Below are 23,426 nucleotides of genomic sequence, written 5' to 3'. Positions count from 1 at the left end.
GCGGCGTTTCCGCCGCCTGCCCCTTCCTCGTCGCGGCGGCCCACGGCCGCCGTACACGAAGAAACTCGTCGCCCCGCGGTGTGGCCTCAGCCGACAGCACTCCGGGGCGACGAGCTCTTTAGGGCTACAGACTGCAACGTGTTCGCCGTCAGCACAAGACCCGCATGGACGGGTGTCCCGGATTGAACGCGCACGCGGCATCCGTTTGGATGGACCCATGACTGATACGAACAGCAAGCCCGAGGTCGAGGCTCCCGAGGGTCCGGCTCCCGTCGAGCTCGTCATCGAGGACATCGTCGTGGGCGACGGCCCCGAGGCGGCACCCGGCTCGACGGTCGACGTGCACTACCTCGGCGTCGAGTACGACTCGGGCGAGGAGTTCGACTCGTCGTGGAGCCGCGGCCAGTCGATCAACTTCCCGCTGCAGGCGCTCATCGCCGGCTGGCAGGAGGGCATCCCCGGCATGAAGGTCGGCGGGCGCCGCAAGCTCACCGTCCCGCCGCAGAAGGCCTACGGCGCCGCCGGCGGCGGTCACCCGCTCTCGGGCAAGACCCTGATCTTCGTGATCGACCTGCTCGGCGTCAGCTGACCCGAGTCCCAGCACCGCACGGCACGACGGCCGGCGCACCCCACGGGGCGCCGGCCGTCGTCGTGTCCGCGCGAGGAATTCTCCATGCATGTGCATCCGATCGGGCGGGTCGATCGGAAGGAAGTGGTGTCAGGCAAGATCCGCCCCGCGAACCGCGGGAACGACCAGGAGGACACCATGAAGAAGATCGTCGCCGCCGGCATCGGCGTCGGAGCGCTCGTCGCGCTCGGCGGGCTCGCGCCCGCGAACGCCGCCGAGGACGCGGCCATGCTCTCCGTGCTGCACGGAGTCCCCGGCCTCACCGTCGACGTGTACGTCAACGACGAGCTGACACTCGACGACTTCGAGCCCGGCGACCTCGCCGGCCCGCTCGAACTCGCCACGGGCACCTACACCGTCGCCATCACCGCGGCGGACGCCGCCGACGCCTCGGAGCCCGTGATCGGCCCGGTCGACCTGCCGCTCGAGGCCGGTGGGAACTACACGGCGGTCGCGAACCTCGACGCCGAGGGCAACCCGACCGCCAACCTCTTCACGAACGACGTCTCGGAGATCGCGGCCGGCGAGGGCCGGTTGACCGTGCGCCACGTCGCAGCGGCACCCGCGGTCGACGTGCTGGCCGGGGGCGAGGCCGTGATCACGGGCCTCGAGAACCCGAACGAGCAGTCGCTCGACCTGCCGGCAGGCACCGTCGAGGCCTCGGTCGCCGCCGCGGGCACGACCGACCCGGTGCTCGGCCCGGCTCCCGTCGACGTCGCCGAGGGCACGCTCACGATCGTCTACGCCTGGGGCAGCCTCGAGGACGACACCCTCGAGCTCGCCGTGCAGACCGTGACCGGCATGCACTCGAGCCCCGACGGCGTCCCGGCCGGCGCAGCGGGTCTCGTCGCGACGAACTCGCCGGAGCGCGTGTTCGGCCTGTGGGCCGCAGGGGGAATCGCGGTCCTCTCGGCGATCGCACTCGCAGTCGTCGCGGCCCGCAAGGTCGTGGCGGCGAAGGCCGAGCGCTGATCGCCATGCGGGGGAAGGCGGTCGCGGCCGGGGTGTTCGGGTCCCCGGTCGCGGCCGCCGCCGTGCTCGCCCTCCTCGCCGGCTGCGCGGTCGCGCCGGGGGAGGCCGAGCCGGCGGGCGTCGAGGCGTCCGCCTCGGCGGCGACGCCGTCGCCCTCCGCCCTTCCCGGGGCACGGCCCGCGGCTGCGGGCCAGGTCTCCGCCATACCCGACGTGCCGCGGCGGTCGGCATCGCTCGACGCCAACCGCCTCGTGGCACCGCCGGCGCCGGTGCGGATCGAGGTGCCCGATCTCGGCATCGACATGCGCGTCGAGCCGGTCGGCCTCGACGCCGACGGTCGCATGGGACTCTTCGACGATCCGGCGATCGCCGCGTGGTATCGCTGGGGGCCGGCGCCGGGATCGGAGGCCGGCTCGACCGTGATCGCGGCCCACGTCGATTCGCTCGAGTACCGCGTCCTGCCCTTCGCGCGCCTGAAGGACGCGGCGGCCGGCACGGCGGTGTTCGTGACGGATGCCGCGGGCACGCGCCACGCGTACGCCGTCGAGTCGTCGCAGGTCACCGAGAAGGCCGACGTCGACTGGGATGCCGCGTTCGACCGATCGGGCGGACCACGGCTCACGCTGGTCACCTGCGGCGGTGCGTTCGACTACGAGGCGCGCCGGTACCTCAGCAACCTCGTCGTGACCGCGATTCCGACGTGACCGTGGATGCGACCCGGACGGGAGGGAGTGCTCGATATGCTGATGCCCACGCCGCAGTCGACGATCGCGGCGCCGCCGCTCGTCATGATCGACGTGCGGTCCCGGTCCGGCCGACGAAGGGGTGAACGCCGCACGGTGAGCCCGATCGCCTTCGACACCCTCGACGACCGAGCCCTCGCGGAGCAGTTCTCCGCGGGTGATGAACGGGCGCTCCGCGAGGCGTACGCACGCTGGTCCCCGCTCGTGTTCCGGCTCGCCCTGCGTTCGCTCGGCGATCGCACCGACGCAGAGGACGTGACGCAGCAGGTCTACCTCGCCGCGTGGCGCGGCCGGGCCACGTTCGACGCGTCGCGCTCGACGCTCAGCGCGTGGATCGTCGGCATCACGAAGCATCGCATCGCCGACGCGCACGAGGCCCGCTCACGCGCCAGGCGCCTCGAGGAGAGTCTCGTCGCCGAGGCATCCGTCGCCGCCACGACCGGGGCCGACGACGACTTCGCGGAGCGCGCCATGGTCGCCGAGGAGCTCGACCGGCTCGAGCCGGTGCCGCGGCGGGTCATGCGGCTGGCGTTCTACGACCAGCTGAGCCACTCGCAGATCGCCGAGGCGACGGGCCTGCCGATCGGGACCGTGAAGAGCCATGTCCGACGAAGTCTGCAGCGATTGAGATCACGATGGGAGGTGGATGATGGACCACATCGAGCCTGAGGAGCTCGCCGTGCTGGCACTCGACGGCGCCGCGCCCGAGGCCGCAGTCCGCGCCCACCTCGAGGCCTGCGAGACCTGCGCGGCCGAGTACGCGGCGCTCGCGCGAACCGTCGAACTCGGGCGCGACGGCCCGGCCGACGACCTCGAGCCCCCGCCCCCGGCCGTCTGGGAGCGCATCCACGGCGAGCTCGGACTCGCGCCGGAGCTCGCGGGCGACCCGCTCGCCTCGGCGGGCGCGGTCGTGTCGCCTGAACCCGCCTCGTCGGCGGCCGTGGCGGCGTCGGCAGAGCGGGCCGCCGACGCACTGACGGCCGTGCGCTCGGAGCAGCACGTTCCCCCGAGCCGTGCACGCACCCCCGAGCTCGCGACCGGGAGCGCACGTGCTCGTCGGCGCTGGTGGCCGATCGCCGCAGCGGCCGCGGTCGTCGGCCTCGTCGCGGGCATCGGCATCGGCGTCGCGATCGGCGGCGCGGGCGGGGGTTCGGCCACGACCGTGCTCGCGAACGCCGAACTCGACGCCTTCCCCGGGTGGGACGCCGTCGGCACCGCCACGGTCGAGGAGGATGCCGCGGGCGAGCGCACGCTCCTCGTCGATCTCGCCGCGGAGGTTCCCGCCGGCGAGGTGCGCGAGGTGTGGCTCATCCGGTCTGACGCCTCGGGCCTCGTCAGCCTCGGCCTGATGGACGGCGACACGGCGCGGCTCGTCGTGCCCGCCGGCATCGACCTCGACGAGTACCCGCTGGTGGATGTCTCGGCCGAGCCGGTCGACGGCGATCCGGCGCACTCCGGCGACTCGATCGTGCGCGGCGAGCTCAGGGCGGCGTGAGGGTCGGTCGCGCGGCGAGTCAGCGGTCTGCGAGCCGGTGGATTGCGAGCCGGTAGATTGCCCATGACCCGATCCACGCTCCCGAGAGGCACGACGACGTGACCCCTTCCGCCCCCGCGCCCGTGCGCGACGAGGCCCTGCTCCCGCCCGCCCCGCTCGCTCGGGCCGATCGCCGGAGGCTGCTCGTGGCCTTCGCGCCGTACGTGCTGCTGAGCCTCGTGCACCTCGTCGTGCTCGTCGGCGGGGTCGACGGCGCGGCCGTCACCGCGACGAAGCTGCTGCTCATGCCCGCGCTCGTCGTCGCCGTGCTCGTCGCGCGGCCGCGCGCGTCCGCGACGACGTGGCTGCTCATCACGGCGCTCATACTGTCGTGGGGCGGCGACGCGCTGCTGACGGGGTCGGGCGACGGATGGTTCGTGGCCGGCCTGCTCTCGTTCCTCGCCGCGCACGTCGCGTACGTCGTGCTGTTCGTGCGGCTGCCCGCGGCCGGTCGCCGGCTGCCGTGGTGGGCGCTCGCGTACGTCGCGTGGTTCGCGGCCTTCCTGGCCCTCCTCGCGCCGGGGCTCGGCGGGCTCCTCGTCCCGGTCGCGGTCTACGGTGCGGTGCTCGGCACGATGGCCGCGCTCGCGGGCGGCCTCGGCGGGGCCGTGGCGTTCGGCGGTGCGCTCTTCGTGGTCTCCGACTCGGTGCTCGCGCTCGGGCGGTTCCTGCCCGGCTACGAGTTCGCGGCGCACGACCTCGTCGTCATGTCGACCTACCTGGCCGCACAGGGACTCATCGCGTTCGGCGTGCTCACGCGTCGGGTGAGCGCTCAGGGTCGGTAGTCGCGGGCGCGGGCGCGTTCTCGGGCGCAGACCCGGTCTTGGCCTCGGCCCCGTTCTCGGCCTCGTTCTCGGCCTCGGGCGCGGCCCGCCCCGCGGCATCCGGTCGCCCTCGCTCGGGTTCGGCCACGTCGCGGACGCGGTCGACGAGGTCGCGCCACGGTCCGGTCACCTGGCGCTCGGCGAGCGTCGCCTCATGCGGTTCGCAGCGGATCCGGTAGGTGTACCGGTCGGGCTCCGGCGGGCCGGGCGGCGTTTCGCTCCACGGAAGGCGCTCGACGAGGAGCACCCACTCCTCGGGGTCGGGCTGGTCCTCGACCTCGACGGTCCACGTGAGCCGCAGTCCGGCGATCCCTCCGCTTCGGACGACCTCGACCTCCATGTTCCGGATGCTACTCCGCTTCGACTCCGACGGCGTTCCACCCGTTCGCGACGGCCGCGGCCTCGCGCGAACCCTCGCCGTAGCGGTCTCGCGCCGCGGCGAGCGTCGCCGCCGCGAACGCTGTGAACCCGTCGTTCGGCCTCAGCGTGCCGCCGGTCAGCGTGTCGTACCAGATGCGGCCGACGTGCTCCCACGCGAAGCCGCCGAGCTCGACGGCCGCGAGTGCGAACGCGCGGTTCGGGATGCCGGAGTTGAGGTGCACGCCGCCGTTGTCGGCGTCAGTCTCGATGTAGTCGCGCAGGTGCGCCGGCTGCGGGTCGCGGCCGAGCACGTCGTCGTCGTAGGCGGTGCCGGGTTCGAGCATCGAGCGCAGCGCACGGCCCTGCACGAGCTCGGTGAAGACGCCCTCGCCGATGAGCCACGTCGCCGCGTCGGCATCCTGTCCCATCGCGTACTGCTCGGTGAGCGCGCCGAACACGTCGGAGACGTGCTCGTTCAGCGCGCCCGACTGGTCGCGGTAGCGAAGGCGCGCGGTCAGCTCGGTGACCCCGTGCGCGAGCTCGTGGCCGATGACCGACAGCGACTGGGTGAATCCGCGGAACACCTCGCCGTCGCCGTCGCCGAAGACCATCCGCTCGCCGTCCCAGAAGGCGTTGTCGTAGCGGTCGCCGAAGTGCACGGTCGCCTCGAGGGGCGCGCCCTCGCCGTCGATCGCGTCGCGCCCGTAGACCCGCTCGAAGAGCGCCCAGACCTCGCCGAGGCCGTCGTAGGCATCGTCGACCGCCTCATCGCCCGTCGGCGGGCGGCCCTCGGTGCGGACGAGCCGCCCGGGCAGCGACTCGGCGCCCTCGGCGTCGGAGATGCGGCGGTCGGGTGCGGGCGCCGGAGCGGCGACACCGTGATCCGCGGCTCCCGGAGCGCCCTCGCCCTCGGCGACGGCCCCGCCCGGGCGTTCGCCCTCGAGGGTCGTCGACCGCGTGTGCTCGTGCGGCAGCAGCCCGGGGTGCGCGCCCTCGACGCGAAGCTCGCGCATGGGCTCGTCGCGCAGCAGCGAGCGGCGGGCGGCGTCGGCCGCGACGTCGTAGTGCTCCTCCGCGGCCGCGATCCGCAACAGGAGGTAGGGCGGGACGATGCCCGCGCGGGCGCGGGCACGCGCGAACGTGCGGGCGTCGGGGTCGCGCGGAGCGGGTGGCTGCGGCATCCGGGTCATGGGTCGATGCTGGCATGCGCCGCCGACAGGTCGGAGCGCCCCGCCGGACAGTGGACATGCACATGACAAGCTTGAAGGGTGACCGCCGCCGTCGCCGCTCCCTCCGAAGTGCGCACCCACCCGATCGCGCTCATCCCGGCCGTGCTCGTGTGCTCGGCCGCGGTGCTGCTGTTCGGGTTCCAGCTGCGCCCGCCCGGGTACGCGATGCTCGTCGTCGGGCTGGTGATCGCGTGGCTCGTCGACCGGTCGGGTCGCACCGAGCGGTTGCTGCCCGACCTCGCGCTCATCGCGATCGGCCAGGCGATCATCTCGACGATCTCGCTCGAGGCCGAGCTCTCGAACGAGGCGATCGTGCGCTTCGCGGTCGTCCTCGGGGCCGCGGTCGCGGTGCCGTTCCTCATCTCGCGGTTCCTGTACCGCGAACGCACGATCCGCTTCCCGTGGCGGACGGGCCGGCGATGGACGCGCACGCAGTGGCTCTACCTCATCGTCGTGACCATCGCGGGCTGGCTCATCCTGCCCTTCTACTTCATCACCTCGGGCGTCTACCAGAACTGGCCGACCGTGACCGAGCCGAATGAGATCGCGCGACTCTTCGTCGGCGTGAACGCCGTCGGCACGTGGGACGAGCTGTTCTTCATCTGCACGGTGTTCGCGCTCCTGCGCCGGCACTTCCCGACCTGGCAGGCGAACCTGCTCCAGGCGATCGTCTTCGTCTCGTTCCTCTGGGAGCTGGGCTACCAGTCGTGGGGGCCGCTGCTGACCATCCCGTTCGCACTCATCCAGGGCTACACGTTCAAGCTCACGAAGTCGCTGACGTACGTGCTGGTCGTGCACCTGCTGTTCGACGCCGTCGTGTTCTGCGTGATCGTGTACGCGCACAACGGGTGGCCGGCGATCTTCCCGCTGGTGCCGGCGGGGTAGCGCGGGTTCAGTCCCGCCGCCGCGAGGGCACCATCGCCCGCACCGAGCCCGCTCCCAGCGCGATCGCGCCGGCGACGGCGGAGGCGCACACCGCCCACTCGATCGCGCCGGGGGCCTGGGGCGGCGTCTCGAACACGTCACCTGTGCCGCTGCGATAGACCTCGGCGTCCGCCCCGACGGCGAGGTCGTCGCTCTGCACGTCGGCGGTGGTCCCGTCGGGCAGTTCGACGATCACGTACCGGAACGGCGCGTACCGGCTGCCGCGCCGGTCGGCCACGAGGTGGTCCTCCGTGTACTCGCCCACGACGGTCGCCGCGACCGGCGAGGTCGACGTGATCGCCCGGGAGACGGTCTCGCCGAGGGCGACGATCCCCGCGATCGCGAGTGCGACCGCGCCGATCGCCAGCACGGCCGCGGTGACCCGGCGCGGCGGGAGGCCCGTGCGCTCGTCGGTTCGTCGTGGGATGTCGGCCATCGGATCGCGAACTCCGGATCGATCCGGATCGATCCGGATCTCTCGATTCCATGGTCGCACGCGCCGCAGGATCCGGCGCCGCCGGCAACGGATATGCTTCGCGCCATGCGTGCGGTGCGGTACGAGCGGTACGGCGGCCCCGACCGGTTGCGGCTCGTCGATGCGCCGGTTCCGGCGCCCGGGCCCGGCCAGGTGCTCGTTCGGGTCGTGGCGTCGTCAGTCAACTCGTGGGACTGGGACCTGCTCCGCGGCGGGGTCCTGGCGCGGATCGTCGCGCCGCGCCGGCCGGCGCACCCGGTGCTGGGGGCGGATGTCTCGGGCGAGGTCGTCGCGGTCGGCCCGGGTGGCGACGGGACCGCCGACTTCGCCGTGGGCGACGCGGTCTGGGGCGATCTCTCGGAGGCGGGCTGGGGCGGGTTCGCCGAGTTCGTCGCGACGGATGCCGCTGCCCTTCGCCGTCGGCCTGCGGGACTCGATCCGATCGCGGCCGCGGCGATCCCGCAGGCGGGCGGGCTCGCCTGGCAGGCACTCGTCGACGTGGCGGCGCTTCGCGCCGGTGAGCGCGTGCTCATCATCGGGGCCGGCGGCGGTGCGGGCACGATCGCGGTGCAGCTCGCCCGGCATCTCGGAGCGGGCGAGGTGGTCGCCGTCGATCGAGGCGCGAAGCTCGGGATGCTCCGCGACCTGGGAGCGACCGAGACGGTCGAGGCGGATGCCGCTGACGGGCTGTTCGCCGAGGCGGCAGGATCGGCCGAGTCGGGTTCCGGTCGCTTCGACGTGATCGTCGACCTCATCGCGGGTCGTCCGCTCGCCGAGTACCGCCGAGCGCTTCGGCCTGGCGGCCGGTTCGTCATCGTCGGCGGTCGTCTGCGCGCGATCGCCCGAGTCGCGGCGACCGCCGGGCGACCCGATGCCGAGGGCCGCACGTTCCGCCTGCTCGCGGCGAAGCCGAACGGCGGTCTCGACGAGCTCGGCGAGCTCGTGGCATCCGGCGCCCTCGCCCCGGTCATCGAGGAGGTGCTGCCGCTCGAGCGCGCACCCGAAGCGCTCGCGCGGATCGGCGCGGGCACGGTGCACGGGAAGCTCGTGATCGCGCCGTAGCGTCCAGCTGAATGCCACCCTCGGACTACGTATCTGGCGAGCCGGGGCCACCGATCGTGTTCGCCCGAGCCCGAGCACGCCATCGCGGATTCCAGCCGAGAAGGGCGAGCTGGTCCCAACAACCGCCACGCGCGACTGCTCACGCGCTAGGCGGACGATCCTCGATACTCTCGGCCGTGATGTTCTGTACGAATTGCGGCGTGCCGTTGCCCAGCGATGCAAACTACTGTCCGGGCTGCGGTTCGGCACGACAGCGTCTCGACGCCGTTTCATCCGCGAGTTCCATAGCAGTGGTCACTCTTCGGCCTGACGAGCGCCGAGTTCGCATGGGCTCGCTCTCCGATCCAGCGCAGACTGAGAAGAGCATCACGGTAGAGGCAACCTCGCCGGAAGCACTTGAGGCGCGCCGACCGTTCGATCCGTCGGTTCGGCCGCCAACCCCAGACGAGCTTGTGCCGGCTGACTGTGTCTGGGCGTACTTCCCCTATCCCGGGCCCTTCCCAAGGGACCCACGTCCGTTGAGCAGGATCGATCAGAAATTCGTGGCCATGGGCACGTTGATCGGCCGGCACTTCAACGAGATCGCTTCTATCGCCGGTATTCCGATGGTCGACATGTCGCGTGATGGCATCCGTTCCTCGGTCTGGGGGCGAACGAGTCTCTGGACTGGGTCGTGGCAGATCAACCTCGTGTTCGATCGCTACGGCGTCTGCGCACGTGTTGGGACTGAGACGGCCTTCTAGTTCGGGTTAATCGCGATGCGTGACGCGAGCCGCTGAACGCAAGATTCGCTGATGCACTACGGCGATCGACGGGTCTGCCAGACTCGAAGACTGCGGCACGGCAGCCGCGGCAACGGAAGGACGGCGACGCAACAGTGGTCACGGGTGAACTCCGCTCCAAGGTCGACAGGGTCTGGGATGCGTTCTGGTCGGGCGGTATCGCGAATCCGATCGAGGTGATCGAGCAGATCACGTACCTGCTCTTCATCCGCCGGCTCGACGAGATCCACACGCGCGAGGAGCGCAAGGCGAATCGCACCGGCAAGCCGATGGAACGCCGGGTCTTCCCCGATGGCATGGATGACACGGGCCGGATGCCGCGCCCGTACGACGACCTGCGCTGGAGCGCGTTCACGAACCGCTCGCCGCAGGAGATGTTCGAGATCGTGGGGGAGCACGTCTTCCCGTTCCTGCGTCGCATGGGCGGCGAGGGCTCGAGCTACGCGCGCAACATGAAGGACGCGCGGTTCACGATCCCGACCCCGGCGCTCCTCGCGAAGGTCGTCGACCTGCTCGCCGAGATCCCGATGGAGGATCGCGACACCAAGGGCGACATCTACGAGTACATGCTTGCCAAGCTCTCGCAGAGCGGGCAGAACGGCCAGTTTCGCACGAGCCGTCACATCATCAAGCTCATGGTCGACATGACCGCGCCGACCCCGGCCGACCGCATCATCGACCCGGCGGCCGGCACCGCGGGCTTCCTCGTCATGGCCGAGGAGTACCTGCGCGAGCACTACGAAGACGAGATCTTCGCGGATGACGCGAAGCGCGACTTCTTCAACACCAAGGCGTTCACGGGCTACGACTCCGATGCCGCGATGGCTCGCATCGCGAGCATGAACATGCTGCTCCACGGTGTCGAGGAGCCGGTCATCGAGCGTGCGGATTCGCTCGCCGAGGGCCACCCGGCGACCGAGGACTACACGCTCGTGCTCGCGAACCCGCCGTTCGCCGGCAGCCTCGACTACGAGACCACCGCGAAGGACCTGCTCCAGGTCGTCAAGACGAAGAAGACCGAGCTGCTCTTCCTCGCGCTCATGGTCAAGCTCCTGAAGAACGGCGGACGAGCGGCCGTGATCGTGCCCGACGGCGTGCTCTTCGGCTCGTCGAACGCACACAAGAGCCTGCGGAAGATGCTCGTCGAGGACCACAAGCTCGACGCCGTCGTGAAGCTGCCGAGCGGCACCTTCAAGCCCTACACCGGCGTCTCGACGGCGATCCTGTTCTTCACCAAGACGAGCTCGGGCGGCACCGACCACGTCTGGTTCTACGACGTGCGTGCCGACGGGTTCACGCTCGACGACAAGCGCACGCCGATCGAGGCGAACGACCTGCCCGATGTGCTCACCCGCTGGCAGAACCGGGATGGCGAGGCCGACCGCCGCCGCACCGCGCAGAGCTTCCTCGTGCCGAAGCAGGAGATCGTCGAGAATGGCTACGACCTGTCGATCAACCGGTACAAGGAGATCGAGCACGAAGAGGTCGAGCACCGCAGTCCGGAGGAGATCCTGGATGAGCTCGATGCGCTCGAAGTGGAGATCGCGGAGGGGCTGAAGCGGCTTCGGGGGATGTTGGCGACCGGTAAGGCGGATGCGGCGTGAGCACGGTGCGTCTGGAGGAAGTGGCGCTTGTCAATCCTCGAATGGTGCGGGGGATTGACGACGACTATGAGGTCGCATTCCTCGGCATGGCTGACGTATCTGAAGAAGGACTCACAACCGAGGGGACGGTGCGGGCCTACTCCGAAGTCCGCAAGGGGTACACCGCCTTCCAAGACCGTGACCTGCTCGTCGCGAAGATCACGCCCTGCTTCGAGAACGGGAAGATCGCGCAGGCAGAAATTCGGCGGGAGGTCGGCTTCGGGTCGACCGAGTTCCACGTGGTCCGGCCGAAGCCCGAAGCGGTCGATCCGCGCTACTTGCTGCACTTCCTCCGGTCTCCACGCGTGCGAGTCGCCGGTGAACGTCAGATGACCGGTAGCGCTGGCCAGAAGCGTGTTCCGGCTGAGTTCGTTCGACGGTTGGAAGTTCCCCTCCTACCCCTGTCCGAACAGCGCCGCATTGCCGCCATCCTCGACGAGGCCGACGCCCTTCGCGCGAAGGTTCGTGCTGCGTCGTCGCTGCTCGATGAGCATGCAGAGGCGGACTTCGAAACACGCTTCTGGGACGCCACTGGGCATCATCGGTTTCCGGAGCATCCAGTAAATGAGCTTTGCGATCTGGCGGTCGATTGCGTGAACAAGACGGCGACGACGGTTGACGGCCCGACCGATTTCAAGATGCTTCGAACCACGAACGTCCGGAATCGCGCCGTAGACGTTTCGAAGGTCAGGTTCGTCGAGGAGGACGTCTTCGCGGTTTGGACGCGTCGAGTTCGACCTCGCGCTGGTGACGTGATATTCACCCGCGAAGCTCCCGCCGGGGAAGCCGCGGTGCTTCGGACGGACGAGAACGTGTTTCTCGGGCAGCGTCTCATGCTTTACAGAACTGATGAGTCGCGACTGCTGCCGGATTTCCTAGTCGCTGCACTGATGTCGCCGCTCATGCAACGACGATTCGCCGAGAACGCGTCTGGAAGCACGGTGAAGCATCTCGGTGTGCCATATTGCCGAACCATGTTGATCCCCACGCCACCCGTGGTCGAGCAGCGCGCATTCGTTTCTGATCTTGCGCGGACTCGCGATGTTGCGCGTGCCAAGCTGCTGCAACTTCGTCAACTCGACTCCCTCTTCTCCGCCCTCCAGCACCGCGCGTTCCGGGGCGAGTTGTGATCGACGGCTTCTCCGAATTCGTCCCGTTCGCCGAGCTTTCGACTGCCGGCGTGCCGATCGGCCCGGGCGTGTACGTCGTCAGTCGTCCGAGCAGGGCCGTGCCGGAGTTCCTCGACGTGAGCCCGGCCGGGTGGTTCAAGGGCAAGGATCCGTCGCTGCCGGTCGACGAGCTCGAACGGCGGTGGGTGGGCGAGACATCCGTCATCTACATCGGGAAGGCGACGAGCCTTCGGACGCGGCTCTCGCAGTATCGCCGCCACGGCGAAGGCACGCCGGTCGGCCACTGGGGCGGCCGCATGATCTGGCAGCTCGCCGACAGCGCCCACCTGCTCGTCGGCTGGCGCGAGACGCCCGACGACGACCCCGAGTCCGTCGAATCGGCGATGCTCGCGGAGTTCGCGGCAACCCACGGCGCCCTGCCGTTCGCGAACCGCAAGAGCGGACGCTCCGGCTGAGCGGCCGAGCGGTCCATACTCGGCCCCTCCCGCCGCAGCACACGTGTACTGATTCGCTCAGACCCGAACGAGCACGAACCCCCGCCGAATCGATTCCGACCGGTTCTCGCGGAGCTCGCGATCGACGAGATACGCCAGTTCCGCGGGAAGGCAGCTCACCGCGCCACCACCACCGCCGTGCTGCGCGTGCGGGCACCGCAGCGGGTGCGGCACGCCCGGAGAGAGCGCCGGGACGCAGACACGATGCTCGTGGCCGTTCCGGCACACGATGAGCGCCTGGATCATGTCCTCTCGCTGATTCACCGAGCTCACCCCACCTTGCGCCAGTCGCCGCATCGCTGCGACGAGAAGTCCTGCCCGGCCGAGACCGTGACGCGGATCACGCCGCGCGTGCCGAGGTCGTTGTCGACGATGTCGGAGTAGTTCGAACCGGTGGTCGTGATCTCCCAGTAGCAGGTGCCGCCGGTCGCGTTCGCCTCGTACGTGCCGGCCTCCATCGTCTGGCCGACGGTGTACGCGAACCCGTCGAGCAGCGTCGTCGCGGCGACGCGCTCCTCCTCGGCGGTGATCGCCTCCTCGCGGGCCGTGACCTCGTCCTCGCGCTTGGAAACCTCGATCTCTCGCTCGGCGACGCGGCTCGCGTCATCGCGATACTGATCGCGTGAGGCGGTCACGTCTTCGAGGTCGGTCTCCAGGTCGGCCACCTGCGCTGACAGCTCGGCGGTCTCGGCCTCGGATGCCGCGAGCTCGCGGTTCGCGTTCGCGACCGCCACGCCCAGTACGACCGCCGTCACGATCGCGACGGCGAGTCCGCCGAGCAGGATCAGGGTGGTGCGCTCGAGGCGGCGGCGCGACGGCGTCGTCTCCGCGCCCGGTGGCTGCTCAGCCTCTTCGATCGTGCGTTCGGCGATGGTCGCGGCAGCCGTCTTCGTCGTCTGCTCGTTCGTGTGCTCGTTCTCGTGCTCGGACATGTCGTCCTCCTGGGCGCACGGCCCGTTCCGTGGCATCCGGATGCTCCATCCGGGCGACTGCCGACCGTGCGAACGGCAAGTAGAGCAGGATGCGACGACCCACCGACATCGCGTTGCGTGATCGGTCAGCGTGATCGGTCAGCGTGATCGGTCGGAGTGATCGGTCAGAACGGCGCCGGTTCGAGGTCGGAGTCGAGCAACTCCAGAACTTCGGCATCGACGGATGCCCCAGGGGCGGGTGGATCGGTCGGTTCCGGTGGATCGGGCGGGTGAACTCCCTCACCCGCACCGACCGGCTCGAATCGCCGCTCCGGCGTCGTGCGCAGCACGTGGCCGGCGGGGGAGGTCCAGCGCATGATGCCGTTCGCCTCGAGTGCGACCCGCCAGCCCGCTTCGTGCTTCAGCCGGTGGTGGTGCCGGCAGAGCACGGCGAGGTTCGCGGAGCAGGTCTTGCCGCCGTGCGCCCAGGCCCGGGTGTGATCGAGGTCGGCGCGCTCGGCGCGGCGGTTGCAGCCGGGGAACCGGCATTGCCCGTCGCGAACCCGCACGAAGCCGTCGAGGTCGGCGGGCGCGCGGTAGTGCTCGCGCCCGTAGCTGAGCGTCGCGCCGGTCTCGGGGTGCACGAGGATGCGCCGCATCGACGGCGCGTGCGCCGCGATGATGCGGGCGGTCTCGGCATCGATCGGCCCGTAGCCCTCGAGGTCGGCGGGCTCGTCGTCGAGGCCGAGCAGCGTGAGCACCGGCACGGTCACGTTGAGCCGCGGCTGCACCGCACCGGTCGGCCCGGTGACCACGTCGCGCGTGCGCGGGTCGTCGACGAGCGTGCCGGAGAGCAGCAGGTCGGCGGCGAGGTCGGTCGCGCGCTGCGCGCCCGTGCGGTGGTCGTCGGATGCCTCGCGGCTCGCGAGCACGTCGAGCCGCCGCTCGATCGCGAACGCGCGCTCGGCCTCGAGGAAGAGGCTCAGCCACGCCATGCCGTCGGGGGCCGCCTCGACGCAGACACGGCGGTCGGCCGCGGCACGGGCGCGCCGGTCGACGAGTGGCTCGGGCATCAGTCGCTCGCGGACCCGCCGCATGCGGCGGCGCACGTCGGCGTTCGTCGAGACGACGCCGTCGGCCACGGCAGCGCCCGCCGCGTCGAGCGCGACCCGTTCCACGGCGTCGGCGACCTCGGCCGGCGCGCCGCGCGTGAGCTCGAGCACGGAACGGACCTGCGTCGGCGCGACCTCGCCGGCGTCGAGCGCGTCGAGCGTCGCGATGCGCGGCCCGGTCAGGCGCTCGGCCTCGGCGACGAGCCGAGAGGCGGATGCCTCGTGCTGTCCGAGCGTCGTCGCGAGCTCGGCGACGAACGACCGGGTGGCCATGTTGCGATCGCCCGCTCGGCTCGACTCGGTGATGCCCGCGACCTCGGTGGCGAGTGCACGCGCCCGTTGGACGGCCCGGTACCGGTCGGCGTGGAGCCGCCGGATCAGCTGCTCGGCGCTCACGATCGCGGCCAACTCGAACTCGAGCGCCTGTTCGGCGGGGAGGTCGAGGATGGCTGGCATGGGTCCATCCAATCAGGACCCTCTGACATTGGAGGTGGCGAAGCGAGGCACGAAACCGCTGGTCATACGCGCAATCACTGCACACTGTGCGGAGTGCGGGCACCCGCGTCGGCGACGCGTGAACAGGGGAGATCCGCCGCGCCGCGGCATCCAGCGCCCCGCCCTTCGCTACGCTCGGGACCGAGTGCCGACCCGAACCCGGACCACCGCCGAGAGAGGACCCTGCCGACGTGGGCAACTTCGACTTCGTCACGGCTGACTGGCCCGAGATCGCCGCCGAGGCGGCGCGCGCCGAGTTCTACGCGTACGGCGACCCACGGTCGAGCCTGTTCTACGCGCGGCGCACGGTCGAACTCACCGTCACCTGGCTCTATCGAGCGGATGCCTCGCTGCGGCGGCCGTACAAGGACGACCTCTCCTCGCTCCTGCACGAACCGACCTTCAAGCGGCTCGTCGGCGACGCGGTGCTCACGAAGATGAACCTCATCCGCAAGCGGGGCAATGACGCCGTGCACCGGACCTCGAAGCTCGCCGACCGCGACAGCCTGCCCATCCTCCGCGAACTCTTCCACACGCTTACCTGGCTGGCGACCCGGTACGCCACGGTTCCCGACCGCCGCCCGGCGCCGGGTCGCCCGTTCGACGCGGCATCCGTCCCCAGGCCGCAGCCGGGGCTCGTCGCCAAGACGCGCGCCGAGCTTGCGAAGGCGCTCGAGGAGAACGCGGCGAAGGACGCAGCGCTCGCGGCCAAGGAGGCCGAGAGCGACGAACTGAGGGCGCAGATCGCAGCCCTGCAGGCTGAGATCGCGGCGGCGAAGACCGCCAACGCGACCGTGGTCGACACGCACGACTACCGCGAAGACGAGACCCGCGACCTCTTCATCGACCAACTGCTGCGCGAGGCCGGATGGGACCCCTCCGCCGACGGTGTCACCGAGGTCGAGGTGCAGGGTCTCGAGGGCGCCCCGAACGGCATCGGCCGCGTCGACTACGTGCTCTGGGGCGACGACGGGCGACCGCTCGGCCTCGTCGAGGCCAAGCGCACGACTCGCGACGCGCGCAACGGACAGCGGCAGGCGAAGCTCTACGCCGACGCGCTCGAACGGCAGTACGGGCAGCGCCCCGTGATCTTCACCTCGAACGGGTACGAGCACTGGATCTGGGACGACCTCGCGCACCCGCCACGGGAGGTGCAGGGCTTCTACACCAGGGCTGAGCTCGCGCGACTGCAGCAGCGCCGCTCGCCCGGGGTGCGCAAGCCGCTCGCGTCGCTCGCGATCGACGAGCAGATCGCAGGCCGCGCCTATCAGCAGCAGGCGATCCGAGCCGTCGCCGAGGCGTTCGAGCACCACCACGAGCGGCGAGCGCTCGTCGTCATGGCCACCGGCGCCGGCAAGACCCGCACCGTGATCGGACTGGTCGACCTGCTCACCCGGGCCAACCACGTCAAGACCGTGCTCTTCCTCGCCGACCGGAAGGCGCTCGTCACCCAGGCCGCGAACGCGTTCAAGGCCCACCTGCCGGAAAGCCCCACCGTCAACCTGCTCGACCGTCGCGACGTCGACGGGCGCGTCTACGTCTCCACCTACCCGACGATGCTCGGCATCCTCGACTCCGGCGACGCCGCTCGCCGGTTCGGCCCCGGGTTCTTCGACCTGATCATCATCGACGAAGCCCACCGCTCGGTGTACCAGAAGTACGGCGCCATCTTCGACTACTTCGACGCGCCCATCGTCGGGCTCACCGCGACGCCGAAGGACGAGGTCGACCACAACACCTACCGGCTGTTCCACCTCGAGGACGGCGTGCCGACCTTCTCCTACGAGCTCGGCACGGCGATCGACGAGGGTTACCTCGTGCCGCCGGTCGCGCACCGCATCGAATCGAAGTTCGTGCGCAGCGGCATCCGCTACGACGATCTCACCGACGCCGAGAAGGACGACTGGGACCTCACCGAGTGGAGCGAGGACGGCGTCATCCCCGACCGGATCGAAGCCGATGCGGTCAACCGCTGGCTCTTCAACGAGGACACCGTCGACGACGTGCTCGCCATCCTCATGACGCAGGGCCGCCGTGTCGCCGCGGGCGACCGGCTCGGCAAGACCATCGTGTTCGCGAAGAACATCGACCACGCGCGCTACATCCAGCAGCGCTTCGACGCCAGCTACCCCGAGTACGCGGGCCACTTCGCCCAGGTCATCGTCTCGAGCGACGACCGCGCCCAGCACCTCATCGAGCAGTTCTCGCAGCCGGAGAAGGCGCCGCACATCGCGATCTCGGTCGACATGCTCGACACCGGCGTCGACGTGCCCGACGTCGTGAACCTCGTCTTCTTCAAGGCGGTGTTCTCGAAGTCGAAGTACTGGCAGATGATCGGCCGCGGAACGAGGCTACGGCCCGATCTCTTCGGCCCGGGCGACGACAAGCAGGACTTCGTCGTCTTCGACGTCGGCGGCAACATCGAGTACTTCAACGGCGACGTCCCCGAGGTCGCGACCTCGTCGGGGCGCTCACTCCACAGCCGTCTCTTCGATGCGCGGCTCGCACTCATCACCGAGATCGACCGAGCGACGGCGCCGCACGGGATCGGCGCGACCGATGCCGATCGCGAACTGCGGGCCGCGCTCGCCGAACGCCTGCAGGGCATCGTCGTCGGCATGAACGAGCACAACGTGCTGGTGCGGCCGCATCGACGGCTCGTCGAACGGTTCGCGAGCGGGGAGGCATGGCAGGCCGGCGCGGACCCGCGTGCGAGCGCGGACGCGCTGGCCGAGGCATCCGCGCTCGCCGAACTGCCCTCGGCGGCGCTGGTCGCCGACACCGACGAGCGGGCGAAGCGATTCGACCTGCTCGTGCTGCGCGCGCAGCTCGCGGTGCTCACCGCCGACGGCGGATTCACCAACGCCCGGGACCGGATCCGCGCGATCGCGGCCGCGCTCGGCGAGCACCGCGCCATCCCCGCCGTGGCGAAGCACCTCGACCTGATCGACGCGATCGCGGGGGAGGAGTGGTGGCAGGACGTCACGCTGCCGCTCCTCGAGCTCGCGCGGATCCGGCTGCGCGAGCTCGTCAAGCTCATCGAGGTCACGCCGCGCTCGCCTGTCTACACCGACTTCGACGACGTGGTCCGCTCGGGAGAGGGCGAGATCTCGATCACCACGCCGGGGGTCGATCGCGACCGATTCCGTGCGAAGCTCTTCGCCTACCTGCGGGCGCACCAGGACCATGTCGTGCTGCGGAAGCTCCGCACCGGGCGCCAACTGACCGCGACCGACGTTGCGGAGCTCGAGCGCATGCTCGCCGAGAGCGGCGAGTTCGATACCTCGGAGCTCGCCGCCGGTGCCGAGGCGGCACGCGGCCTCGGTCGATTCATCCGATCGATCGTCGGCCTCGAGCGCTCCGCGGCGCAGGAGGCGCTCGCCGACTTCGTCTCGGAGCACCGACTCGGGTCGCGGCAGATCTCGTTCGTCGACCTCATTGTGAATCGGCTCGCGCAGAGCGGATCAGTGCCGATCGCCGCGCTCTACGACCCGCCGTTCTCGGACAAGGCGCCCGGCGGTCCGGAGGAGCTGTTCACCGAGGCGGAGATCGTCGAACTCGAGGCGGTGCTGAGTTCGGTGGATGCCGCCGCGGAGCCGGTGGGTGAGTCGCGCACGGCCTGAGCCGGAGGCATCCGCCCTCAGCGCTCGACCGCAGCGCCGTGCTCGCCGAGCCAGTCGCGCAGCACCGCCGCGTGATTCCGCACGGCATCCCTCGCGCCGTACAGCAGTGTCACGCGCTCACGCTCGCCCGCGAGCGCCAGCAGCGCCTGCGCCGCCGGATTCCCGTCGAGCTCGGCTCGGTACCGAGCGGCGAACTCGTCGAACCGATCGGCGTCGGCGTGGTGCCACTCGGTGCGCAGCTCGGGGGAGGGTGCGGCATCCTTCAACCACTCGTCGAGCTCGGCGCGCTCCTTCGAGACGCCGCGCGGCCAGAGCCGGTCGACCAGTACCCTGACGCCGTCGGATGCCTCGGGGGCGTCGTAGACGCGCTTGATCGCGATGGCCATGCGGCCAGTGTGCTCCCGCGGAGCCCGGCGGGCAACGACTACGGCAACGGCAACGGCAACGGCAACGGCAACGGCCCTCGCCCCTACGCCGCGACCGCCGCCCGCCGCTCCAGCACGATCTGCTGCACGGCCGCCCGCCCAGCGCGGTTCGCGCCGATCGTCGACTGCGACGGTCCGTACCCGATGAGGAAGAGGCGCGGGTCGTCGAGCGACCGGGTGTCGGCGACGCGGAATCCGCCGGCGCGGGTCCGAAGACCGAGCGGCGCGAGGTGGTCGAGCGCCGGGCGGAACCCGGTGGCCCAGAGGATCACGTCGGCAGGCCGGAACGACCCGTCGGGCATGCGCACGCCGTCCTCCTCGATCGCGGCGAACATCGGATGGCGCACCAGCACGCCGCGCGCTTCGGCCGCGCGAGCCCAGGGCGTCCAGTGCATTCCCGTCACCGCGATCACGCTGCCGGGAGGGAGCCCGTCGCGGACCCGCGCCTCGACGCCGGCGATCGCGGCGCTCCGGGCGGCGAGGTCGAAGTCCTCCTCGATCCAGTGCGGCTCGCGCCGGGTCATCCACGTCGTCTCGGCGACCTGCGAGATCTCGTCGAGCAGCTGCACCGCGGAGACGCCCGCGCCGACGATGATCACGCGCTTCCCGGCGAACTCGTCGGCCGAGACGTAGTCGGCGACGTGCAGCTGCCGGCCCAGGAACCGGTCGACGCCCGGGTAGTACGGGCGGAACGGGCGCGTCCACGTCCCGGTCGCGTTGATCACGTACCGCGCCGCCCAGGTGCCGCGATCCGTCTCGACGAGGAGCCGGCCGTGCGGGTCCTCGTCGGCACGGCGCACGGCGCGCACCGGGACCGAGCGCTGCACGTCGAGGTCGAACCGGCGCTCGTACTCGGCGAAGTATGGCGGGAGCACGTCGCGGCTCGGCGACGTCGGGTCCGCGGGCGGGACGGGGTACCCGGGCAGCTCGTGGATGCCGTTGACCGTCCCCATGCGCAGCGACGCCCAGCGGTGCTGCCAGGCACCCCCGGGAGCGGGGTTCGCGTCGAGTACGACGAAGGTCTCGCTCGCGGCGGGGTCGAGCCCCACGGGCACGAAGCCGCGCCGGCGTAGGTGGTGGGCGGCCGAGAGCCCGGCCTGCCCGGCGCCGATCACGGCGACGTCGACTCGCACTGCGTCCACCGGCACTGCATCCACGCAGGTCGGAACCGCGGTCGACCGAGCGATATTCCCGCACTCGACGCGATGGTGTCGACGGCGCCGCTCCGAGCTCACCCGGCTTCGCGAGCGACGCGGAACGTGCCGTCGGCGTGCCATTCGGCCACCAGGACGTCGGTGACCGCCGCGTCGCCGGAGACCCCGTCGCCGTCCGGGTCCTCGCCCGAGCCGAGGCCCGCCGGGATCGCGGTCCGCATCACGAGCCCCTCGGAGGCGAGCGTGCGCACCGCGGTGCAGTCCCACACCATTCGCCTCGCCTCGATCCGGACGATCAGGCACGCGACGAGGTCGGTCGTCGTGACGGCGTACACGCCGACGCCCGGGACCGGTCCGTCCGGTCCGAGCACCTGCGCGACGCGGGACGAGGGGAACGTCGCCTCGAGCCAGCCGGGCAACGAGCCGCGGCTCCGATCGGGATCCTGGAACACCGCCATCGTGCCCTGCCCGCGTGCGGGCTCGTTGCCCGACGTGCGGGCACCCGCCTGGGCCGACACGGGGGCGCTCGGAGCGATCGAGAGCTCGACGATTGCGGCCGCAGGCACCGTCGCCGAGCGCGACGACCACCAGCTCCATGCGGCCGACGTCGCGGCGACGGCCAGGGCGGCGGCGATCGACACGACGACCGCGGGGTGACGGCGCCGTCGTCGATCGCGCAGCTGGGCGGCGGGTGCGGCGGGGGTGGCAGGCGGGTCGGCGAGCGCGGCGGGGCCGGTACGCGAGCCCGTTCGAGCGGATGTGTCGTCACGGCCGTGCTCCGAGGTTGCTCCGCAACCCTCGAGTTCGAGCAGTTCCCACTCGCTGTCGCTCGCCCAGCGAGGCTCGCCCGTCACCGGATCCACGTGCTCGGTGCGCGGCTCGTCCTGTCCGGTGCGGGAGTACACCCGTGCCAGGAGCTGGTTCCGCCGTTCGTCCTCCGACGCCATGACCGATCCGATCCGGGCAGCACGATACTCGCCTCGCTCGAGGGGAGGTATCCCGCCGACGGGGGTGATCCGGGCACGCGAGCCCGCGGCATCCACGCAGCGGGACGGCGCCCGCACCGTCCGGCCCGCGCCATCCGCTCTGCTAGACTCTTGAGGTTGCCGTGAATCGGCCGCGCATCAAGAGAGCCCAGGCATCAGGCCCCGGGCAGCGCGCAACGAGAAGAAGGGATCCCATCTATGGCACTGGATGCAGACATCAAGAAGGCGATCATCGAAGAGTACGCGACTCACCCCGGTGACACTGGATCCCCCGAGGTCCAGATCGCGATCCTCACCAAGCGGATCAAGGACCTCACCGAGCACCTGAAGGAGCACAAGCACGACCACCACTCGCGTCGTGGCCTGCTGCTCCTCGTGGGTCAGCGCCGTCGTCTGCTCGGCTACCTCGCCGACGTCGACATCAACCGCTACCGCTCGTTGATCGAGCGTCTCGGTCTGCGTCGCTGAGCGCACTCGCCGCCGCATGGCGGCCGCGCGGCTCTCGATGACACCGCGAACTTCTTGCGAAGGCCCCCGCCCCGCTCTCCACGAGCCGGCCGGGGGCCTTCGTCGTGCGTGCGCCGAGATCGCACGCGACGGATGCCGCGGCATCCGTTCGAACGACGGATGCCGCGGCATCCGCTCGGAACGGCGACGACGTGAACGCCATGCCGACCGTGCCGAGGGTCGGAAGGCCCGACCGCCGGCCCGCCCGGCCCGCTAGCCTCGACCGACCGCGCGCAGGGCTGCCCGCGGCGGCCCGAGGAGGACCGCGATGACCGAACCGACGCCCGCTCCCTTCACCGCCGACGACTTCGCGGCCCGCATGCGCCGCGCCGCCCGCTCCGCCGCCGACGCGGGCCTCGCGGGGCTCGTCGTGACGCCGGGGCCCGACCTCCGCTACCTGACGGGCTATCTCCCCGTCGCGATCACCGAGCGCCTCACGATGCTCGTGATCCCTGCCGAGGGCGACCCCTCGCTCGTCGTGCCGAAGATCGAGCGCCCCGACGCCGAGCGCGCCGTCGCCGCGCCGATACTCCGGCTGGTCGACTGGATGGACGGCGAGGACCCGTACGCGGCCGCCGCGCCGCTGCTCCCACCCGGGCGGTACGCGATGTCCGACTCCGCCTGGGCCATGCACCTGCTCGGCCTGCAGGACCGCCTCGCGACCACCTCGTACGTGTCGATGACGACGGCGCTGCCGATGCTCCGCGCCGTGAAGGACGCCGACGAGCTCGAACGCCTCGCCGCCGCGGGCGCGGCCGCCGACGCCACGTACGGCGAGATCCTCGGCGTGCGCTTCGCCGGTCGCACCGAGGCCGAGGTCGCCGCCGACCTCGCCGCGGGCCTCGTCGCGCACGGGCACTCCCAGGTCGACTTCACGGTCGTCGGCTCGGGGCCGAACGGCGCGAACCCGCACCACGAGCAGGGAGACCGCGTGATCGAGGAGGGCGACATGGTCGTACTCGACTTCGGCGGCCTGAAGCACGGCTACGGTTCCGACACGACCCGCACGGTCCACGTCGGCGAGCCGACCGACGAGGAGCGCGCGGTGCACGAGCTCGTCGTCCGCGCCCAGCAGGCGGGCTTCGAGGCGGTGCGCCCGGGCGTGCCGTGCCAGGAGATCGACCGCGTCGCGCGAGCCGTGATCACCGAGGCCGGCTACGGCGAGTACTTCATCCACCGCGTCGGCCACGGCATCGGCCTCACCACGCACGAGCCGCCCTACATGGTCGAGGGCGAGGAGACGCCGCTCGAACCCGGCATGTGCTTCTCGATCGAGCCGGGCGTCTACCTGCCCGGCCGGTTCGGCGTCCGCATCGAGGACATCGTGACGGTCACGGCCGACGGCGGGCGTCGGCTGAACTCGACGCCGCACGAGATGGCCATCGTGCACTGAGCGCCCCGCGGCATCCGCCA

23 protein-coding genes and 1 pseudogene are annotated in these 23,426 nt (G+C 71.0%); 16 read left to right on the top strand and 8 right to left on the bottom strand.

Features of this window, described 5'->3' with window-relative positions; genetic code table 11:
* Window positions 1-217: 217 nt before the first annotated feature.
* The 6 genes from GJ743_RS09865 (at window position 218) to GJ743_RS09840 (ending at window position 4,662) form a co-directional block, all read left to right on the top strand.
* The gene (locus tag GJ743_RS09865) at window positions 218-589 is read left to right on the top strand and encodes an FKBP-type peptidyl-prolyl cis-trans isomerase (RefSeq protein WP_155051770.1); all 372 of its coding nucleotides are present in this window, start codon (window positions 218-220) and stop codon (window positions 587-589) included.
* 177 nt (window positions 590-766) lie between these two features.
* Window positions 767-1,600: a DUF4397 domain-containing protein gene (locus GJ743_RS09860; protein ID WP_155051769.1), complete on the top strand. Its 834-nt coding sequence runs from the start codon at window positions 767-769 to the stop codon at window positions 1,598-1,600.
* 5 nt (window positions 1,601-1,605) lie between these two features.
* On the top strand, window positions 1,606-2,304 hold the full coding sequence (locus tag GJ743_RS09855) for a class F sortase (RefSeq protein WP_155051768.1): 699 nt from the start codon (window positions 1,606-1,608) through the stop codon (window positions 2,302-2,304).
* Between the two features lie 42 nt (window positions 2,305-2,346).
* The gene (locus GJ743_RS09850) at window positions 2,347-3,012 is read left to right on the top strand and encodes an RNA polymerase sigma factor (RefSeq protein ID WP_230386700.1); all 666 of its coding nucleotides are present in this window, start codon (window positions 2,347-2,349) and stop codon (window positions 3,010-3,012) included.
* Window positions 2,993-3,838, top strand: coding sequence for an anti-sigma factor (locus tag GJ743_RS09845; RefSeq protein WP_196216972.1), 846 nt, complete (start codon window positions 2,993-2,995; stop codon window positions 3,836-3,838). Before GJ743_RS09850 ends, GJ743_RS09845 begins: the two co-directional genes overlap by 20 nt.
* Window positions 3,839-3,936: 98 nt before the next feature.
* Entirely contained in the window at window positions 3,937-4,662 is a 726-nt protein-coding gene (locus tag GJ743_RS09840) for a lysoplasmalogenase (RefSeq protein ID WP_155051766.1), read from the top strand.
* Here GJ743_RS09840 and GJ743_RS09835 read toward each other — a convergent pair.
* Complete coding sequence (locus GJ743_RS09835; protein WP_155051765.1) at window positions 4,631-5,041, bottom strand: protealysin inhibitor emfourin; 411 nt, start codon at window positions 5,039-5,041, stop codon at window positions 4,631-4,633. The two genes, GJ743_RS09840 and GJ743_RS09835, sit on opposite strands and share 32 nt — an antisense overlap.
* A gap of 10 nt (window positions 5,042-5,051) precedes the next feature.
* Window positions 5,052-6,242: a M4 family metallopeptidase gene (locus GJ743_RS09830; RefSeq protein ID WP_155052001.1), complete on the bottom strand. Its 1,191-nt coding sequence runs from the start codon at window positions 6,240-6,242 to the stop codon at window positions 5,052-5,054.
* 87 nt (window positions 6,243-6,329) lie between these two features.
* Between GJ743_RS09830 and GJ743_RS09825 the strand changes: the two genes are divergently transcribed.
* The gene (locus GJ743_RS09825) at window positions 6,330-7,175 is read left to right on the top strand and encodes a CPBP family intramembrane glutamic endopeptidase (RefSeq protein WP_328289028.1); all 846 of its coding nucleotides are present in this window, start codon (window positions 6,330-6,332) and stop codon (window positions 7,173-7,175) included.
* Window positions 7,176-7,182: 7 nt separating this feature from the next.
* On the opposite strand, the gene GJ743_RS09820 is transcribed toward GJ743_RS09825, so the two are convergent.
* Window positions 7,183-7,650: a hypothetical protein gene (locus tag GJ743_RS09820; protein ID WP_155051764.1), complete on the bottom strand. Its 468-nt coding sequence runs from the start codon at window positions 7,648-7,650 to the stop codon at window positions 7,183-7,185.
* A 105-nt stretch (window positions 7,651-7,755) separates the two neighbouring features.
* Here GJ743_RS09820 and GJ743_RS09815 point away from each other — a divergent pair, with 105 nt between their 5' ends.
* The 6 genes and pseudogenes from GJ743_RS09815 to GJ743_RS09795 all read left to right on the top strand — a co-directional run bounded on the left by GJ743_RS09815 (window position 7,756) and on the right by GJ743_RS09795 (window position 12,761).
* Window positions 7,756-8,751 (top strand): NAD(P)-dependent alcohol dehydrogenase, encoded by a 996-nt coding sequence (locus GJ743_RS09815; protein WP_196216971.1) that lies wholly within the window; start codon window positions 7,756-7,758, stop codon window positions 8,749-8,751.
* Window positions 8,752-8,762: 11 nt separating this feature from the next.
* Window positions 8,763-8,993: pseudogene (locus GJ743_RS20360) on the top strand (zinc ribbon domain-containing protein); the annotation flags it as partial.
* A 276-nt stretch (window positions 8,994-9,269) separates the two neighbouring features.
* Window positions 9,270-9,494 carry a hypothetical protein gene (locus GJ743_RS19565; RefSeq protein ID WP_230386698.1) on the top strand — a complete coding sequence of 75 codons (225 nt, stop codon included), beginning with the start codon at window positions 9,270-9,272 and terminating at the stop codon, window positions 9,492-9,494.
* A 134-nt stretch (window positions 9,495-9,628) separates the two neighbouring features.
* The gene (locus tag GJ743_RS09805) at window positions 9,629-11,137 is read left to right on the top strand and encodes a type I restriction-modification system subunit M (RefSeq protein ID WP_328289027.1); all 1,509 of its coding nucleotides are present in this window, start codon (window positions 9,629-9,631) and stop codon (window positions 11,135-11,137) included.
* Window positions 11,134-12,306 carry a restriction endonuclease subunit S gene (locus GJ743_RS09800; protein WP_155051760.1) on the top strand — a complete coding sequence of 391 codons (1,173 nt, stop codon included), beginning with the start codon at window positions 11,134-11,136 and terminating at the stop codon, window positions 12,304-12,306. Before GJ743_RS09805 ends, GJ743_RS09800 begins: the two co-directional genes overlap by 4 nt.
* A 50-nt stretch (window positions 12,307-12,356) precedes the next feature.
* On the top strand, window positions 12,357-12,761 hold the full coding sequence (locus GJ743_RS09795) for a GIY-YIG nuclease family protein (protein WP_230386697.1): 405 nt from the start codon (window positions 12,357-12,359) through the stop codon (window positions 12,759-12,761).
* A 308-nt stretch (window positions 12,762-13,069) separates the two neighbouring features.
* On the opposite strand, the gene GJ743_RS09790 is transcribed toward GJ743_RS09795, so the two are convergent.
* Window positions 13,070-13,732 (bottom strand): hypothetical protein, encoded by a 663-nt coding sequence (locus tag GJ743_RS09790; RefSeq protein ID WP_155051759.1) that lies wholly within the window; start codon window positions 13,730-13,732, stop codon window positions 13,070-13,072.
* Window positions 13,733-13,896: 164 nt separating this feature from the next.
* Window positions 13,897-15,279 carry an HNH endonuclease signature motif containing protein gene (locus GJ743_RS09785; RefSeq protein WP_155051758.1) on the bottom strand — a complete coding sequence of 461 codons (1,383 nt, stop codon included), beginning with the start codon at window positions 15,277-15,279 and terminating at the stop codon, window positions 13,897-13,899.
* Between the two features lie 230 nt (window positions 15,280-15,509).
* On the opposite strand from GJ743_RS09785, the gene GJ743_RS20170 reads away from it, so the two are divergent.
* Window positions 15,510-18,941, top strand: a complete 3,432-nt coding sequence (locus GJ743_RS20170; RefSeq protein WP_328289026.1) for a DEAD/DEAH box helicase family protein — start codon at window positions 15,510-15,512, stop codon at window positions 18,939-18,941.
* Window positions 18,942-18,958: 17 nt separating this feature from the next.
* On the opposite strand, the gene GJ743_RS09775 is transcribed toward GJ743_RS20170, so the two are convergent.
* The 3 genes from GJ743_RS09775 to GJ743_RS09765 all read right to left on the bottom strand — a co-directional run bounded on the left by GJ743_RS09775 (window position 18,959) and on the right by GJ743_RS09765 (window position 21,467).
* The gene (locus tag GJ743_RS09775) at window positions 18,959-19,327 is read right to left on the bottom strand and encodes a DUF488 domain-containing protein (RefSeq protein WP_155051757.1); all 369 of its coding nucleotides are present in this window, start codon (window positions 19,325-19,327) and stop codon (window positions 18,959-18,961) included.
* Between the two features lie 83 nt (window positions 19,328-19,410).
* Window positions 19,411-20,508 carry an NAD(P)-binding domain-containing protein gene (locus GJ743_RS09770; RefSeq protein WP_328289025.1) on the bottom strand — a complete coding sequence of 366 codons (1,098 nt, stop codon included), beginning with the start codon at window positions 20,506-20,508 and terminating at the stop codon, window positions 19,411-19,413.
* A gap of 89 nt (window positions 20,509-20,597) precedes the next feature.
* Window positions 20,598-21,467 carry a hypothetical protein gene (locus GJ743_RS09765; RefSeq protein ID WP_155051755.1) on the bottom strand — a complete coding sequence of 290 codons (870 nt, stop codon included), beginning with the start codon at window positions 21,465-21,467 and terminating at the stop codon, window positions 20,598-20,600.
* A 237-nt stretch (window positions 21,468-21,704) separates the two neighbouring features.
* On the opposite strand from GJ743_RS09765, the gene rpsO reads away from it, so the two are divergent.
* Complete coding sequence (rpsO, locus tag GJ743_RS09760) at window positions 21,705-21,974, top strand: 30S ribosomal protein S15 (RefSeq protein WP_127793104.1); 270 nt, start codon at window positions 21,705-21,707, stop codon at window positions 21,972-21,974.
* A gap of 307 nt (window positions 21,975-22,281) precedes the next feature.
* The gene (locus GJ743_RS09755; RefSeq protein ID WP_155051754.1) at window positions 22,282-23,406 is read left to right on the top strand and encodes an aminopeptidase P family protein; all 1,125 of its coding nucleotides are present in this window, start codon (window positions 22,282-22,284) and stop codon (window positions 23,404-23,406) included.
* The last annotated feature ends 20 nt before the right edge of the window (window positions 23,407-23,426 follow it).

Origin of the sequence: Agromyces bracchium (assembly GCF_009709675.1) — a bacterium.
In the GTDB taxonomy this organism is placed as follows: Bacteria; Actinomycetota; Actinomycetes; order Actinomycetales; family Microbacteriaceae; genus Agromyces; species Agromyces bracchium.
This window is presented reverse-complemented; position numbering and strand designations above follow the sequence as displayed.